Origin of the sequence: Streptosporangium sp. NPDC051022 (assembly GCF_040683035.1) — a bacterium.
Lineage (GTDB): Bacteria > Actinomycetota > Actinomycetes > Streptosporangiales > Streptosporangiaceae > Streptosporangium.
Genome location: NZ_JBFBCF010000001.1, coordinates 204,772 through 221,446, shown reverse-complemented (window position 1 = coordinate 221,446; position 16,675 = coordinate 204,772). Strand labels below are relative to the sequence as shown.

Annotated in this window: 14 protein-coding genes; 13 read left to right on the top strand and 1 reads right to left on the bottom strand. The window is 73.3% G+C overall.

Annotated elements, in window-relative coordinates; genetic code table 11:
- Window positions 1–139 precede the first annotated feature (139 nt).
- The gene (locus AB0N02_RS01010) at window positions 140–946 is read right to left on the bottom strand and encodes a creatininase family protein (protein ID WP_363941058.1); all 807 of its coding nucleotides are present in this window, start codon (window positions 944–946) and stop codon (window positions 140–142) included.
- A gap of 186 nt (window positions 947–1,132) precedes the next feature.
- Here AB0N02_RS01010 and AB0N02_RS01005 point away from each other — a divergent pair, with 186 nt between their 5' ends.
- From AB0N02_RS01005 to AB0N02_RS00945, 13 genes are all read left to right on the top strand, one after another.
- Window positions 1,133–2,008 (top strand): IclR family transcriptional regulator, encoded by an 876-nt coding sequence (locus AB0N02_RS01005; protein WP_363941055.1) that lies wholly within the window; start codon window positions 1,133–1,135, stop codon window positions 2,006–2,008.
- 261 nt (window positions 2,009–2,269) lie between these two features.
- A complete protein-coding gene (locus AB0N02_RS01000; protein WP_363941053.1) occupies window positions 2,270–3,814 on the top strand; it encodes an ABC transporter substrate-binding protein in 1,545 nt (514 codons plus the stop codon).
- Window positions 3,815–3,855: 41 nt separating this feature from the next.
- Window positions 3,856–5,490: a gamma-glutamyltransferase gene (ggt, locus tag AB0N02_RS00995; protein WP_363941050.1), complete on the top strand. Its 1,635-nt coding sequence runs from the start codon at window positions 3,856–3,858 to the stop codon at window positions 5,488–5,490.
- Between the two features lie 125 nt (window positions 5,491–5,615).
- Window positions 5,616–6,323: a hypothetical protein gene (locus tag AB0N02_RS00990; RefSeq protein ID WP_363941048.1), complete on the top strand. Its 708-nt coding sequence runs from the start codon at window positions 5,616–5,618 to the stop codon at window positions 6,321–6,323.
- Complete coding sequence (locus AB0N02_RS00985; protein ID WP_363941045.1) at window positions 6,313–7,155, top strand: aldolase/citrate lyase family protein; 843 nt, start codon at window positions 6,313–6,315, stop codon at window positions 7,153–7,155. The genes AB0N02_RS00990 and AB0N02_RS00985 overlap by 11 nt, the downstream gene beginning before the upstream one ends.
- On the top strand, window positions 7,152–8,174 hold the full coding sequence (locus AB0N02_RS00980) for an ABC transporter ATP-binding protein (protein WP_363941043.1): 1,023 nt from the start codon (window positions 7,152–7,154) through the stop codon (window positions 8,172–8,174). The genes AB0N02_RS00985 and AB0N02_RS00980 overlap by 4 nt, the downstream gene beginning before the upstream one ends.
- Window positions 8,171–9,190 carry an ABC transporter ATP-binding protein gene (locus AB0N02_RS00975; protein ID WP_363941040.1) on the top strand — a complete coding sequence of 340 codons (1,020 nt, stop codon included), beginning with the start codon at window positions 8,171–8,173 and terminating at the stop codon, window positions 9,188–9,190. Before AB0N02_RS00980 ends, AB0N02_RS00975 begins: the two co-directional genes overlap by 4 nt.
- The gene (locus AB0N02_RS00970) at window positions 9,187–10,608 is read left to right on the top strand and encodes a dipeptidase (protein WP_363941037.1); all 1,422 of its coding nucleotides are present in this window, start codon (window positions 9,187–9,189) and stop codon (window positions 10,606–10,608) included. The genes AB0N02_RS00975 and AB0N02_RS00970 overlap by 4 nt, the downstream gene beginning before the upstream one ends.
- The gene (locus AB0N02_RS00965; RefSeq protein WP_363941035.1) at window positions 10,605–11,027 is read left to right on the top strand and encodes a heme-binding protein; all 423 of its coding nucleotides are present in this window, start codon (window positions 10,605–10,607) and stop codon (window positions 11,025–11,027) included. The genes AB0N02_RS00970 and AB0N02_RS00965 overlap by 4 nt, the downstream gene beginning before the upstream one ends.
- A gap of 5 nt (window positions 11,028–11,032) precedes the next feature.
- Window positions 11,033–11,953, top strand: a complete 921-nt coding sequence (locus AB0N02_RS00960) for an ABC transporter permease (protein ID WP_363941033.1) — start codon at window positions 11,033–11,035, stop codon at window positions 11,951–11,953.
- A 12-nt stretch (window positions 11,954–11,965) separates the two neighbouring features.
- A complete protein-coding gene (locus AB0N02_RS00955) occupies window positions 11,966–12,862 on the top strand; it encodes an ABC transporter permease (RefSeq protein WP_363941030.1) in 897 nt (298 codons plus the stop codon).
- Window positions 12,863–12,892: 30 nt separating this feature from the next.
- On the top strand, window positions 12,893–14,602 hold the full coding sequence (locus AB0N02_RS00950; RefSeq protein WP_363941028.1) for a DUF885 domain-containing protein: 1,710 nt from the start codon (window positions 12,893–12,895) through the stop codon (window positions 14,600–14,602).
- A complete protein-coding gene (locus tag AB0N02_RS00945; RefSeq protein WP_363941026.1) occupies window positions 14,599–16,662 on the top strand; it encodes a S9 family peptidase in 2,064 nt (687 codons plus the stop codon). Before AB0N02_RS00950 ends, AB0N02_RS00945 begins: the two co-directional genes overlap by 4 nt.
- The last annotated feature ends 13 nt before the right edge of the window (window positions 16,663–16,675 follow it).

Here is a 16,675-nt window from a genome sequence, read left to right as displayed (position 1 = left end):
AGCACACTTTTGCATACACTTTTAGAGGGAAGCAAGGGTGTTCCGGTAAAGGATGTCTCCGGTGGTCACCGCCCTCCGCCGACCGGAAGCCGCGATCGGCGGAGGGCGGTGACCCTCTCGGACGGAGATCACGCCGTGCTCAGCCGGCCAGGTCGGCGATCGGGGCGGGGGCCGCGGCCCTGGTGTCCATGGTCCGGAAGTGCGCGGCGAACTCGGCGGTGTAGTCGAGCATCCGGCCGAACAGCGCCGCGCCCCGTTCGGCGGACGCGCTCTCCGGGTTGTGCCAGCCCGCCGTCTCCGACACCTCGGACAGTTCGAGGAACAGGTTGACCCGGCTGGCCCCGAACCGCACCTCGGTCGGCGACAGGACGTCGAGGCCCTGGAAGTCGCTCTTGGGCCGCGGCCGTACCAGGTCGGTCCGGACCGCGTCCGGGTGCAGGTGCATGAGCAGCGAGGTGCCCGGCTCCGCGCCGTGGCCGATCTCGGCGCCCGGGAACAGGTCGGCCCACAGATCCCGGGCGAGCTGCGCGGGGTTGATCGTCGCGACCAGCACGCCGGTGCGGCGGCGGACCTCGCGGCAGGCGTACTCCGCGGGGTACTGGTTCGGCCCGTGGTTGTTGATCAGTATGACGTGCTCGAACCCGCCGGCGATCAGCGAGCCGAGGACGGCCTCGATCTGGGCGCCGAGGAGCTGCGGCGACACGGAGACGGTGCCGGGGAAGCCCGCGAGCGCCTCGGAGACGCCGAACGCGATCGGCGGCAGCCACACGTCGCCGGTGCGCTCGGCGGCCTGCTCGGCCAGCGCCGCCGCGACCAGGTGGTCGAAGCCGGTGGGCAGCTGGGGACCGTTGGCGTCGGTGGTGCCCACGGGCACGAGCGCGACCCGTCCGGCCCGCGCGGCGTCGCGCGCCTCGACCCAGGTCATCAACGGGAGATAGGTCTTCACGGCGTCAGCTCCTCCTAGCCGCGGCTGCGGCCCACCGAAGATGGAAATAGGATTCCGCATTATGGAATGATGGTTTCATCGGCGTCAAGGGAGGCCCGTCGAGCCCTCGAAACGCGGGAGATCGATCACGGTTCCGCAGTGCCGACACACCGATTTCCGTAAGATGGAAATCTCAGGACGAGTCTGATGGAGGGACCTGCGGTGGGGGTACGAGGCGAGCAGGGCGTGCGCGAGCCCCGGGGGCGTGAGTCCGGCGCCCGCGAACCCGGCACGGACGGCGACGGCTCCGGCTCCGGCAGCGGGGTGCAGTCCATCGGGCGCGCGTTCGAGCTGCTGGAGCTGCTGGCCGCGGCGGACGGAGAGCTGAGCATCAGCCAGCTCGCGAGCCAGTCCGGGCTGCCGATGACCACGATCCACCGGGTGCTGCGCACGCTCGCCGGCTTCGGATACGTACGGCAGGAGCCGTCGAAGATCTACACGCTCGGGCCGAGACTGATCCACCTGGGCGCCACGGCGAGCCGCCTGCTGGGGGCCTGGTCCCGGCAGTACCTGGCCCGCATCGCGGAGGCGACCGGCGAGACGACGAACCTCGCGGTGCTCGACGCCGACCAGGTCGTCTACGTCGCGCAGGTGCCGTCCCGGCACTACCTGCGGATGTTCACCGAGGTCGGGCGGCGGGTGCCGCCCCACTGCACCGCCGCGGGCAAGGCCCTGCTGGTGCAGGCCCCGCCGGAGTCGCTGGCCGACGCGCTGGAGCGGATGGGGATGGCCCGGTTCACCTCGCGCACGATCACCGATCCGGAGGTGTTCCTGCGGCACCTGGAGTTCGTCCGAGCCCAGGGGTACGCGGTCGACGACGGCGAGCACGCGCTGGGCGTCCGCTGCCTGGCGGTGCCCGTGGTCGGCGGGCCTCGCGCCATGGCGATCTCGGTGTCCGCGCCGGAGGCGCGGCTGTCGGTCAGCGACGCCGCGCAGCTCGTCCCGCTGATGCGCGAGGTGGCCGCCGAGCTGGTCTCGACGCTCTCGGCACGCGGTGACGCGCCGGAGGCCGGAGCCTCCTAGCCGCGCCCTGCCGCGCCCCTGACGAAAGGGGTGCGGGTTCCACTCATTGGAAATATTCTTCCGGCCCACGGCCGCCACACCGGCTGCCGTGGGCCTTTGACGTGCGCGGAGACAGATAGGAGACAGATACACGCGCCGTACGGCGAGGCGAGGGGCGACCCGGAGACCTGTTGACACCGCCCTGCCCGGAAACTACTTTTCCGCTATCCGGATTTGATTTTCCGCAGATCTCCGCCAGCGAGAAATGAAGGAGGCCGGTGCATGCCCCCCATGACCCTGCGCCACGGCCCGCGGTTGGCACTCGGTGCCGCACTGCTGACGACCCTCGCCGCCTGCGGCGGCGGCCCCGCCAAGGACGAGACCGCCACCGCCACCCTGCAGGTGGTACAGGCCTCCGGAGTACAGAGCCTGGACCCGAACTCCGAGTCGAAACGCACATCCGTCCGCATCGCGGCGGAGATCCTGGAGACGCCGACCCGGTACGAGTGGGAGGGCGACAAGCTCGTCGTCAAGCCCGGCCTCGCCGAATCCTGGGAGCAGGTCACCCCGACGACGTGGCGTTTCAAGCTCCGCCCGGGCGTGACGTTCAGCAACGGAGAGCCGCTCACGGCCGACAGCGTCGCCAAGACACTCGGCTTCTACCGGCAGAACAAGGTGGGCGGCAACACCACGGTCTTCTCGGCCGTCGAGATCACGGCCGTCGACGAGCTGACCTTCGAGGTCACCACGAAAACCCCCGACTTCGGCGCCCTGCCGTCGCAGATGTCGTACTTCTTCGTGTACCCGCCGAAGTACTTCACCGAGCAGGGGATGACGAACTTCGGCAACGCGCCGGTCGGCACCGGGCCGTACACGCTGGACAAGTGGCAGAAGGGCGTGGCGATCACGCTCAAGGCCAACCCGAAGTACTGGGGACCGAAGCCGAAGATCGGCACACTGGTGTTCCGCACCGTCGCCGACCCCGCGACCCGGATCGCCGAGCTGCAGACCGGTAAGGCCGACGTGGCCGCCGACCTGCCGCCGTCCCTGGTCGAGCGGGCCTCCGGACTGCCCGGCGTGCGGGTCGCCTCGGTGCAGAGCCAGACCCGGGTGTTCCTGGCGTTCGGCACCGGCGCCGCGCCGACGGACAAGCCGCTGGTGCGCAAGGCGATCAGCCACGCCATCGACCCGGACAGCATCATCAAGAACCTGTTCCAGGACCGCGCCTACCCGTTCCACGGGCTTTTCGTCCCGGGCGAGCTGGGGTACGACGAGGCCTTCGCCGGCAACCGGTACGACCCGGAGCTGGCGAAGAAGCTGCTCGCCGAGGCCGGCTTCGCCGACGGGCTGACGATCCCGCTGAAGTACACGATCGGGGCGACCGTACTCGACCAGCAGGTCGCGGAGGCCGTCGCCGGGCAGCTGAAGGCGGTCGGCGTCACCGCGACGATGGACGGTGGACCGTTCCAGGTGGTGGCGAAGAAGTGGCGCCAGCCCGGCTCCGGCGGCATCCACCTGCTGAGCTTCAACCCGGTCTACAACGACGCCGGCTTCCTGTTCCAGGCGTACTTCACGACCGGCTCCGCCTGGCAGGCCCTGGCGGCCGACACGAAGCTGGACGGGTTCGCCGCCGACGGCGCGGGGACCACGGAGACCGCCAAGCGCACCGCCGCGTACGCCGAGGCCCAGCGGATCGCGATCACCGCGCAGGCGTACTGGTCACCGATGTACACGCTCCAGGAGAACTACGCGGTCAACAAGAAGCTCACCTGGCAGCCGCGGCCCGACGCGATGTTCGCCTTCGAGCACGCCGGCCTCGGCGGCTGACCCCCGTCCCACCGATGACCTTTCCGTACCGGAGGAGTGACATGACCAGGAACCGACCCGCCGGCGGCGTCGTGACGGCCGTCGAGAGCGACGCCGCGGAGGCCGGCGCCGAGATCCTACGGGCCGGTGGCAACGCCGCCGACGCCGCGGTGGCCGCCGCGTTCGCCGAGGGCGTGGTGAACCCGGTCCGCTGCGGCATCGGCGGCGGCATGATGGGCCAGTTCCACGACGCGGCGACCGGAACGGTCCGCACCCTGTGGTCGATGGGCCGGGCGCCGCACAAGGCCCACGACCGGATGTTCACCCCGACCGGCCACTGGGGCACGCTGTTCAAGGTCGAGGGCTCCCGCAACCAGCTCGGATACGAGGCGTCGGTCGTGCCGGGCTTCGTGCGCGGCGCGCACGAGGCGTTCCGGCGGTACGGCTCGGGCCGGATCACCTGGAAGGAGATCCTCGCCCCGGCGATCCGGCTCGCGCTCGACGGGTTCGTCGTCTACCCGCACGCCTACATGATGTGGAGCCCGGCCCACAACGGGCACGACTTCCTCGGCGTCGGGCCGCGCACGATCACCTTCACCGACGCCGCCCGCCAGGTCTTCACCAAGGCCGGCGGCGACTTCTACGAGATCGGCGAGCGTCTGGTCCAGCGCGACTACGGCGCCACCCTGGAACGCATCGCCGAGCACGGCCCGGAGGAGTTCTACCGTGGTGAGACCGGTGAGCGGATCGCGGCGGACTTCGCGGCCAACGGCGGATACCTCAGCATGGACGACCTGCTGGAGTTCCAGGTCGAGGAGTACGCCCCGCTGACGCTCGACTACCGCGGATACTCGCTGGTCACGGAGGACGCCCCCTCGGTCGGCCCGACGTTCCTCCAGATCATGAACACGCTGGAGGGCTGGGATCTGCGGGCGCTCGGCTGGAACACCCCGGAGTACCTGGACCGGGTGGCCCGCGCCATGCACCTGGCCTTCCGGGACCGCGCCGCGCACATCGGAGACCCGCAGATGGTCGACGTGCCGCTGGAGCGGCTGCTGTCCAAGGAGTACGCGGCGACGCTGCGGGCCGCGATCGAGAACGGCACCGACGTGGAGCGCGGCGACCGGTCCGGCAGGCTGTCCGGCCCCGCCGAGACCACCCACGTCACGGTCGTCGACGGCGACGGCAACGCCGCCGGGATCACCCACAGCATCGGCTCCGGCTCCGGGGTCGTCACGCCCGGCCTCGGCTTCCTGCACAACAACCACATGATCCAGTTCGACGCGCGGCCGGACACGCCGAACTCGATCGCCCCCTGGAAGCGGCCCAACGCCGGCGGCGCGCCGGTGTTCGTGTTCGACGGGGAGCGGCTGCTGCTCGCGATGGGGTCGCCGGCCGGCGGCCGGAAGGCCACGGCGATGGCCCAGGTCGCCGCCAACGTCCTCGATTTCGGGATGCCCGTCGACCAGGCCGTCTCCGTGGACCGGATCCACGCCGAGGACCTGCCGGAGACCGTCAGCGTCGAGCCGCTGTTCGAGCCTCGCGCGGTCGTCGGGCTCGCCGGCAAGGGGCACCGGATCGTGCTGGAGACCTACACCGCCCGCGTCGAGGCGGTGCACCGCGACCCCGCGACGGGGGTGCTCAGCGGCGGCACCGACCCGCGCGGCGACCGCGGCCTCGCCGTCGTCCCCTCCTGAACAGGACCGTCCACACAGGACCGTCCACACGGAACCCCCCGCACAGAAACCCTCGCGCAGAAACCCCCGCACAGAAACCCCCCGAACAGGACCGCCGCCCCCGCACCCCCAGGAGAGGCACCCCAATGACCATCGGATACCGGGTGTTCCCGCCCGTGGCACGGCCCGACGCCGCGCTCGTCGGGCGGCTCGCGGAATGCGACCCCGCCGACCTGACCGACGTCATGAAACAGTCCCGCACGATGCGCGGGATCCACCCCATGTACCGGCCCATGCCGCGCGTCGCCGGCCCGGCCGTGACGCTCTCGCTGCCCGTCGGCGGCACCAGCCTGCTGAAGGTCGCGATGGACCTGTGCGAGCCCGGCGACGTGCTCGTCGTCGCGGCCCGGGGCACCGTCGAGTACGCGATGTTCGGCGGCAAGATCAGCATCGGGATGGCGCGGCGGGGCCTCGCCGGTCTCGTCGTCGACGGCGCGGTCCGGGACGTCGACGAGATCCAGGCCGCCGGGCTGCCCGTCTTCGCCCGTGGCGTCGCCCCCGGCCTGCCGGCCGACGGCTTCGGCGAGGTCAACGTGCCCGTCGCGTGCGGCGGCACGGTCGTCAACCCCGGCGACATCGTGGTGGCCGACGGCAACGGGATCGTCGCCGTACCGCCGGACGACGTGCCGTGGCTCCTGCCCAGGGTCGCGGAGCTGCGGGCCAAACTCGACGGCTGGTCCGCCGAGCTGGAGGAGGGCGGCGTGCCCGGCGTCGCCGACATCCGGGCCCGGATCTCCGGGCTCGGCTGCGAGTTCGTCACCGCCGACACGAAGGAGGCCGCGGATGCGCGCTAACCGGCTGCGTGACCTGCTCGCCGAGGACCGTCCGCTGTTCGGCGCGTTCCTGGGCTTCCCCTCTCCGCGCCTGGTCGAGTTCTGCGGCCTGCTCGGCTTCGACTGGATCATGTTCGACGGCGAGCACGAGGGGGTCGGCGTCGAGACCTGCTACCAGCTCGTCACCGCGGCCGACGCCGTCGGCGTGGCCTCGGTCGTCCGCGCGCCGGTCAACCGGCCCGACGTGCTCCTGGGGTACGCCGACACCGGGGTCAGCTCGATCATCGCGCCGCACGTGGCCGGCGCCGCCGAGGCCGCCGCGTTCGTGTCCGCGCTGCGCTTCCCGCCGTACGGCACCCGCGGCGCGGCCGGCGGCTCCCGGGCCGCGAACTACGGGCTGACCCAGACTCCGCCGGAGTACTTCGCGGCCGTCGACCGGCACCCGATCCCGGCGGCCCTGCTGGAGGACGCGTCGGCGTACGAGCAGCTCGACGCGATCGCGGCGACCGAGGGGCTGGAGATCTGCTGCATGGGGGCCGGCGACCTCGCCGCCTCGCTCGGCCTGCCCGGACAGCCCGGCCACCCACGGGTTCAGGCCCTCGTACTGCCGGCGATCGAGCTGCTCCGCGAGCGCGGCATCGTCGTCAACATGTCCGTCGGCGACGCGGCGGGCGCGACCGCCGCCGTCGAACTGGGCGCCAGGATGATCGCGGTCAGCAACACCGCGCTGCTCGGCGGGGCCGCCCGCCGGTACCTGGCCACCGCCCGCGAGGCGGCGGACCGAGCCGCCGACCGGGCCGCCGATCGGGCCACCGACCGGGCGGCCGGCGCAGAGCGGGCCCCGGTCGGATGACCGCCCCGGCGCCGGGCGTCCCGCTGCTGGAGGTGGACGACCTGCGGGTGGAGTTCCCGACCTCGGCCGGTACGCTGCACGCCGTCAACGGCGTCTCGCTGCGGCTGTCCGCCGGCGAGACGCTCGGCATCGTGGGCGAGTCCGGCTGCGGCAAGTCCACCATCGCGATGGCGCTGATGCGGCTCGTCGCCCCGCCGGGACGGATCACGTCCGGGCGGATCCGGCTCGACGGCACCGACCTGCTCACGCTCGGCCCGGCCGAGCTGCGGGCGGTCCGCGGCAGCGGGGTCGCGATGATCTTCCAGGATCCGATGAGCGCGCTGAACCCGGTGCTCACCCTGGGCCGGCAGATCCGCGAGGCGCTCAGCGTGCACACCGGCCTGCGCGGCCGGGCGATGCGGGAGCGCGTCGTCGAGCTGCTCGACCTGGTCGGCATCCCCGATCCCCGGGCCCGCGCCGACGCCTACCCGCACGAACTGTCCGGCGGCATGCGGCAGCGCGTGATGATCGCGATGGCGATCAGCTGCGAGCCGAAGCTGCTCATCGCCGACGAGCCGACCACCGCGCTCGACGTCACCGTGCAGGCGCAGATCCTCGACCTGCTGCGCCGGCTGCGCACCGAGCTGGGCATGGCGATCATCCTGGTCAGCCACGACCTCGGCGTGGTGGCCGGGCTCGCCGACCGGATCTCGGTCATGTACGCCGGATACCAGGTGGAGAACGGCACCGCCGAACAGCTTCTGCTGCACCCGCGGCACCCGTACACCACCGCGCTCATCGACTCCCTCGCCCGGATCGACGAGCCCCGGCCGCACCGGCTGCGGGCGATCCCGGGGAGCGCGCCCACCCTGTACGCGCCCGCCGCGTGCTGCCCGTTCGAGCCCCGCTGCGGCGAGGCGCTGCCCGCCTGCGGCGACGCCAACCCCGCGCTCGCCGGCGTCGGCGCCGGTCAGCGGGTCGCGTGCTGGGCGCGCGCCCCGCTGACCGGCGCCCCCGCGCCCCTGGAGGTGGGAACTTGACCGAGCCCCTCGTCCAGGTCCGCGACCTGCGGGTGCACTTCCCGCTGCGGCGCGGAACGCTGACCGGGCCCCGGCCGGTCGTCCGCGCCGTCGACGGGGTGTCGTTCGACGTCCACCGCGGCGAGACGCTCGCCCTGGTCGGCGAGTCCGGCTGCGGCAAGTCGACGACCGGCCGGGCCACGCTGCGGCTCACCGAGGCCACCCACGGCTCGATCCGGTTCGACGGCGCGGAGCTGACCGGCCTGCGCGGCCGGCGGCTGCGGGCCGCGCGGCGCCGGATGCAGATGGTGTTCCAGGATCCGTACTCCAGCCTCGACCCCCGGATGCGGGTCGGCGCCGCGATCCGCGAGCCGCTGACCATTCACGGCCTCGCGGACGGCGCGGCGGCCACCGCCCGGGTCGGCGAGCTGCTCGACGCGGTGGGCCTGCCACGGGCCGCCGCCGACCGGTATCCGCACGAGTTCTCCGGCGGGCAGCGGCAGCGCATCGCCATCGCCCGCGCGATCGCCGTCGAACCGAGCTTCCTGGTCTGCGACGAGCCGATCTCCGCGCTCGACGTGTCGGTCCAGGCCCAGGTCGTCAACCTGTTCGAGGACCTCCAGGAGCGGTTCGGGCTCACCTACCTGTTCATCGCGCACGACCTCGCCGTGGTGCGGCACATCGCGCACCGCGTCGCGGTCATGTATCTCGGGCAGATCGTCGAGACGCTCAGCCGCGACGACCTGTACGAGCGCCCGCTCCACCCGTACACCAAGTCCCTGATCTCCGCGGTGCCGCGGCCGAACCCGGTCGAGGAGCGCAGCCGGGAGCGCATCATCCTCACCGGCGACGTGCCCAGCCCCGCGAACCCGCCGACCGGCTGCCGCTTCCACACCCGGTGCCCGTTCGCCCGGGACCGCTGCCGTACCGAGGCTCCGCCGCTGACCCCGGCGACCGGCGGGCACGAGGTCGCCTGCCACTACTGGACCGACCTCGGCCCGTCCGCACCCCCCATCGACCTTAAGGAGCACCCGTGACCTCAGCACCCCCGGCCGCCGGTCCCGCCGCGGCCCTGACCTCGGCCCTGGAGCGGGTCGCCGCCGGAGAGTCCGGCCAGCTGGCCCGGCTCGCCGAGTTCGTCCGGATCCCGTCGGTGTCCGCCGATCCGGCGCACGCCGCCGACGTGGCCGCCGCGGCGGACTGGCTGGCCGGCGAGCTGCGCCGGATCGGCCTGGAGCACGTCGAGGTGCACCCGACCCCGCTGCACCCGATCGTCACCGCCGACTGGCTGCACGCCGGTCCGGACGCCCCGACCGTGCTCGTCTACGGGCACGTGGACGTCCAGCCGGTCGAGCCGCTGGAGGCGTGGACGTCACCGCCGTTCGAGCTGACCGAGCGGGACGGCCGGCTGTACGCCCGGGGGTCCACCGACGACAAGGGCCAGCTGTACATGCACATCGCCGCGGTCGAGGCGATGTTCGCCGCGGGCGGCGGGCGGCTGCCCTGCAACCTCCGCTTCCTCTCCGACGGTGAGGAGGAGATCGGCTCGCCGAGCCTGGCCGCCTTCCTGGACGCCCACCCCGACCTGATCGCGGCCGACGTCGCGCTCGTCAGCGACTCGCCGATGTACGCGCACGGCGTGCCGTCGGTCGGGTACGCGCTGCGCGGCCTGTGCTACGTCGAGGTGTCCGTCGAGACGGCCGCCACCGACCTGCACTCGGGCCAGTTCGGCGGCGCGGTGCCGAACGCCGCGCAGGTGCTCGTCGACATGCTCGCCACCCTGCACGACGCCGACGGCCGGGTCACCGTACCCGGGTTCTACGAGTCCGTCGCGCCGGTGCCGGACGCGGAACGCGCCGCGCTGGGCGGCCTGCCGTTCGACGAGCCCGGCTGGCTCGCCGCCGTCGGCGCGGCCGTCGGCTGCGGCGAGAGCGGGTACTCCACCCTCGAACGCACCTGGATCCGCCCGACGCTGGAACTGAACGGCCTGACGTCCGGCCACCAGGGCAGCGGCCCGAAGACGATCGTCCCCGCCCGGGCGAGCGCCAAGGTGTCCTGCCGGCTCGTCCCCGACCAGCGGCCCGAGGAGGTCGGCGCGCTCGTCTCCGCGCATCTGACCTCGCTCGCCCCGCCCGGGGCGAGGGTCACGGCGACCGCCTCCTCGTCCACCGGCCCTGCCGTCACACCGACCGACGACCCGGCCGTCCGGACGGCCGTCGCCGCGCTGCGCACCGCGTTCGGCGCCGAGCCGTACCTGATCCGCGACGGCGGCGCGATCCCCGCCGTGGCGCTGTTGCAGGACCTGCTCGGGATCCGCTCGGTGCTGCTGGGCTTCGGCTGCCCCGACGAGAACAAGCACGGCCCCGACGAGTGGCTGTCGCTGGAGCACTACCGCCGCGGCCTGGAGACCCTGGTCCGGTTCTGGCACGACCTCGCCGAGGAGAAGACCCGATGATCGATCTCGCCACTGCCCGCGCGCTGCTCGACGCCGCGGAGACCGAGGCCGCCGCGCTCGGCGTGACGATGACGTTCTCGGTCCTCGACGCCGCCGGCCACCAGATCGCGCTGCACCGGATGGACGGGGCCGGCTGGCTCACCCCGGACATCGCGCGGGGCAAGGCCTACGCCGCCGCCGCGTGGCGCGAGGAGACCGGCACGCTCGGCCCCCGGCTCGCCGAGGCCGCGCCCGCGCTCCTGGCGGCGGTCGTCGCCCAGACCCACGGCCTGTTCACCGCCGGCAACGGCGGCGTCCCCATCCGGGTCGGCGGCGAGGTCGCCGGGGCCATGGGGGCCAGCGGCGGCACCGCGGCCCAGGACGCGGCGGTGGTCCGCGCCGCGATCTCCGCCGTCTACGGCGAAGCGGCCCTGGAGTAACCGCCGTGGCCACCTTCCTCCTGCGTCGCCTGCTGCTCGCCGTGTTCGTGCTGCTCGCGGTCTCGTCGGTGACGTTCTTCGCGCTGCGGCTCAACGGCGACCCGATCACCGAGAGCCTTCAGGCCTCCGGGGCGTCCGCCGCCGAGATCTCCGCGATCCGTCACGAGATGGGCTACGACCGGCCGATCGCCATGCAGTACGCCGACTTCCTCGCGCACCTCGCGCGGGGGGACTTCGGCGACTCCCTGCGGTACGGGCAGCCGGCCGTGCAGCTGATCGGCGAGCGGCTCGGGTACACCCTGGAGCTCGCCGGGGTGGCCCTGCTGCTCACCCTCGTCGTCGCGATCCCGCTCGGGATCCTGTCGGCGGTACGGCACGGCACGGTCGTCGACCGGCTGACGATCGTGCTCGCCGCCGTCGGCCAGGCCGTCCCGAACTTCGTCGTCGGCCCGCTGCTCATCCTGCTGTTCGGGGTGGTGCTGGGCTGGCTGCCGGTGTCCGGGGCGGAGGAGCCGACGGCGCTGATCCTGCCGGCGGTCACGCTCGCGCTGTACCCGCTCGCCCGGGTCGCCCGGCTGCTGCGGGTCAGCATGATCGACGTGGCCGGCAACGACTACGTGACCACCGCCCGGGCCAAGGGCGTCGCCGAGTGGGCGGTGGTCGTCCGGCACGTGTTCCGCAACGCGCTGCTACCGGTGCTCACGATCGTCGGTCTCCAGATCGTCGCGATGCTCGGCGGCGCGGTCGTCGTGGAGACCGTGTTCGGCTGGCCCGGCCTCGGCACGCTCGCCAAGGACGCGCTGCTCACCAGCGACTTCCCGCTGGTACAGGCGATCGTCGTGCTCATCGCGGCGGGGGTCGTCGTGGTCAACCTCGCGACGGACATCGTGTACTCGGTGGCCGACCCCCGGATCCGACGGCGCTGACGGAGAACCACCATGACAACGCTCCTTCCCCCCGGGGCCCGGACCGGCGGCACGCCGTCACCGGACGGGGCCCGCCGCCGGCGCCGATGGCCGCCGTCGAACCCGATCATCGCCCTCGCCGGCGTGATCCTCGGAATCGCCGTGCTCTCCGCGGTGCTCGGCCCGCTGCTGGTCGGCGACCCGACCACGCAGTCGCTGCCGGACGCGCTGCGGCCACCGGGCACCGCCGGTCATCCGCTCGGCACCGACGACCTCGGCCGCGACCAGCTGGCCAGGCTCGTCCACGGAGCCCGCACCTCGCTGCTGGTCGCCTCGCTCGCCGCGTCGCTCGGCGGCGTCGTCGGGGTGGCGGTCGGCATGGTCGCCGGGTACGTCGGCGGCGCGTTCGACGAGGTCGTGATGCGGATCGTCGATGTACAGCTCGCGATCCCCTCGATCCTGCTCGTCCTCACCGCCGTGACCGTCCTCAAGCCGAGCTTCCCGACGATCGTGGTGGTGCTCGCGCTGTCGGTCTGGATGGTCTACGCGCGGCTCGCACGGGCCCAGGTGCTGTCGCTGCGCGAGCAGGACATGGTCACCGCCATCCGGTCGCTGGGCGCTTCGAACACCCGCATCCTGTTCCTGCACGTGCTGCCCAACATCGCCGGTCCGCTCCTCATCATCACCACGATGGAGGTGGCGACCCTGATCATGGCCGAGGCCGCCCTCGGGTACCTCGGCATGGGCGTGCCGCCGCCCACCCCGACCCTCGGCGCGATGATCTCCGCGGGCCAGACCGGTCTCACCACCGGCGTGTGGTGGCCGGTCGTGGTGCCCGGCCTGACGATCGCGCTGCTCATCCTCTCGATCAACATCCTCGGCGACTGGCTTCGCGACCGGCTCGACCCGCGCTCGACCCTGCGCCGCTGACACCCCCCACCGCACGATCGGAGGTATCCCATGCCCGAAACCGGTACCGCGCCCCGCGGTGAGGCCGCCGGCCGTCTCGACGCGCTCGCCGACCGGATGCTCGCCGTCACCGCAGAGGCCGACCCGTTCTTCGGCACGCTGATCGGCCTGCCCGCCGCCGCCGCGCACGTGCCCGACCCCACCGACACCTCCCGAGAGCGGCACAGTGCCGCGTACCGGGATCTCGCGGCGCGGGCCGCGGCGATCGACCCGGCGGAACTGGACTCCGAGGACCGGATCACCCGCGGCATGCTCGTCGACCAGTCCACCGACTGCGCGAACCTGCTCGACGTGCGCCGTGAGGAGTTCACCGTCTCGCCGTTCAACCAGGCGAGCGTTCCGACCGCCGCGACCGTGCTCGTGCCGAAGGCGCAGGTCGGCGACGCCGCCGAGGCCGAGGCCTATCTGTCCCGGATCCGCGGCCTGACCGGCATGCTCGACGCGGGCCGGGAACTGCTCGGCCGCGGCGCGGCGTCCGGCCGGCTGCCCGTCGCCCGGCTCGTCGCCGACGCGGTCACCCAGCTCGACGGCCACCTCGGCACCGCGCTCGCCGACGACCCGCTGCTGCGCCCCGGCACGGGCCGCGACTGGCGCGGCGCCGACGCCTGGCGGGAGCGGGTGCGCGCCGAGGTCGCCGACCGGGTACGGCCGGCGCTCGGCCGCTACCGCGACGACCTCGCCGGCCGCGCCCTCCCGACCGGCCGCCCCGACACCCGGCCCGGCGTGTGCTGGATTCCCGGCGGGGAGGAGGCGTACGCCGCGCTCGCCCGGTTCCACACCACCGTCACTCTCGACGCGGCCGCCGTCCACGCCCAGGGCCTCGAACTCGTCGACCGGCTCGCCGAGGAGGCCCGCGGGTACGCGGCGCGCGCGTTCGGCACCTCCGACCTCTCCGAGGCGCGGGACCGGCTGCGCGCCGACCCGGGGCTCGGCTACCCGGACGAGGCCGCCGTGCTCGCCGCCGCCCGGGCCGCGCTCGACCGCGCGTGGCGGGTCCTGCCCGACTGGCTCGACACCGTACCCGGCGCCGAGATCACCGTCCGGGTCGTCCCGCCCGCCGAGGCCGCCGACAGCATGATCGGGTACTACCGGCCGGGACCGCCCGGCGGCCGATGGCCCGGCACGTTCTGGGTCCACCCCGGCGTGCGGAGCTACGAGCTGGCCGCGCTCGCCGCGCACGAGTCGGTGCCCGGCCACCACGTCCAGTGGTCCCTCGCCCGGGAGGCCGGACTGCGCTCGGCGTACCGGCGGATCACGGTCGTCACCTCCTTCCTGGAGGGCTGGGCCCTCTACACCGAACGACTCGCCGACGAGATGGGGCTGTACGCGGGGGACCTGGACCGGCTCGGCATGTGGTCGATGCACTCGCTGCGGGCCGCCCGGCTCGTCGTCGACACCGGGCTGCACGCCTTCGGCTGGACCCGGGAGCGGGCCGTGACGTACCTGATGGAGAACACCGCGACCAGTGCCCGCAACTGCGCGGCCGAGGTCGACCGGTACATCGGCAACCCCGGCCAGGCCCTGGCCTACATGACCGGCCGGCTTGTCGTCACCGACCTGCGGGAGGCGGCCGAGAGACGGCTCGGGCCCCGGTTCCGGGCCGGCGCGTTCCACGCACGGCTGCTCGGCAACGGCGCGCTGCCGCTCGGCACGCTCCGCGAGGTCATCACCGATTGGCTCGACGAACAGGAGGCCGCATGACGATGCAGACCGGAACATCCGGCGGGAGCGGCATGACGATGGAGACCGGGACGGCCGGCGGGATGCGCCCCGCCGACCTCGACGGACTGGTCACGGTCGGCGCCCCGGCCGTCTCGCCCGACGGCACGCTCGTGGCGTACGTCGTCCGTACCGTGGACGTGCCCGCCGACACCTACCGCAGCGCGCTGTGGCTGGCCACGGCCGACGGCTCCGCGGCCCCGCGGCGGCTCACCACCGGGGACCGGGCCGACGACCAGCCGGTCTGGTCGCCCGACGGGACCCACCTCGCGTTCACCGGCGGGCGCGGTCCGGCCGGGACGCCGTTCACGCTGCACCTGCTGCCCGTCGACGGACCGGGGGAACCGGTCACCGTCGCGGCCAGGGACGAGCCGTTCGAGGCCGTGAGATTCGCGCCCGACGGGACCCGGCTGGCGTTCGCGTCGCGGGTCCGTGCCGCCCGGTACGCCACGAACGGCGCCCGCCGCATCGACCGGCTGTTCGCCCGCAAGGAGGGTGTCGGCTGGGTCGTGGACCGGCCGTCGCAGCTGTTCGTCGTCGAGGCCCGCGCCGGCGCCGAGCCGCGGCAGCTCACCGACGGCCCGGCCGACTGCCAGTTCCCGGCCTGGGCGCCGGACTCCCGGCGGCTCGCCTACGTGACGGCCCGCGACGAGTACGCCGACCTCGGCATGGTCAACGACATCTGGGTGTCCGCCGTGGACGGTACGGAGCCGGACGTCCGGCTCACCGCCGCCGACGCGGTGTTCCGCGCCCCCGCGTGGAGTCCCGACGGCTCCCGGATCGCGTTCGTCCAGCATTCCGGCCCGACCGGCGGCCGGCTCGGCTGGCGGCACGCCCGGCTCGCGACGATCGACGTGGCGACGCGGGAGCGGACGGTGCTCACCGCGGCCCACGACCGCAACTGTGCGGCGATGGGCATCACGGCACCGCCGGTCTGGGACGGCCCGGACCTGCTGGTCCTCTGCGAGGACGCCGGCACCGTCGGCGTACTGCGGGTCGATCCGGCCGGTGGGGTCACCTCCGCCGTCGCGGGCCGACGCGCCGTCACCGGCTTCGGCCACGCCGCGGGTACGACCGCGTTCACCGCCATGGACCTGGCCCTGCCGACCGAACTGTACGTGCTGCGAGCCGACGCCGGCCGGGTGCCGAGCGACGCCGAGGGCGGCGTGCCGGTGGAGGAACGACGCCTGACCGCGCACCAGAACGCGTTCGTCGCGGCCTGCCCGCCACTGCCCGCCGAGCACTTCACCGTCCGCAGCGAGGACGGCTGCGAGATCGACGCCTGGCTCGTACGGCCCGCCGGGTTCGACCCCGATCGCACCTATCCGCTGCTGCTGAGCATCCACGGCGGGCCGCAGACCCAGTACGGCGAGTGGTGGTTCGACGAGTTCCAGCTGTACGCCAGCGCCGGTTTCGCCGTCCTGTACTGCAACCCGCACGGCTCGACCGGCGGCACGGAACGGTTCGCCCGTTCCTATCTCTCCCCGCTGTGCCCGCAGGACCCCGGCAACGGGTGGGGCGGAATCGACTACCGCGACCTGATGACCGTCACCGACGCGGCGCTCGCCAGGTTCGCCTTCCTCGATCCGGCGCGGCTCGGCGTGCTCGGCGGCTCGTACGGCGGCAACATGACGACCTGGATCGTCACCCAGACCGACCGGTTCACGGCGGCCTGTTCCGAGCGGGCGCTCAACAGCGGCCTGTCCGCCGAGGGCTCCTCCGACATGGGCGGCCTGATCCAGCTGGAGACCGGCATCGACCCTCTCGTCCACCCCGACGAGCTCGCCGCCTGGTCGCCGTTCCGGTACGCCTCGACGATCGGCACCCCGCTCCTGATCCTGCACTCCGACGAGGATCTGCGCTGTCCCCCCGAGCAGGCCGACGCGCTGTTCGTCGCGCTGAGGCTTCAGCGCAAGCCCGTCGAGTACTGGCGATTCCCCGGCACCAACCACGATCTGAGCCGATCGGGGCCGCCGCGACTCCGTGTCGAGCGCGCCGAACTGATCATCGAGTGGTTCCGGCGGTACCTCGGAGAGGGGTGATTCCCAAGCCGAC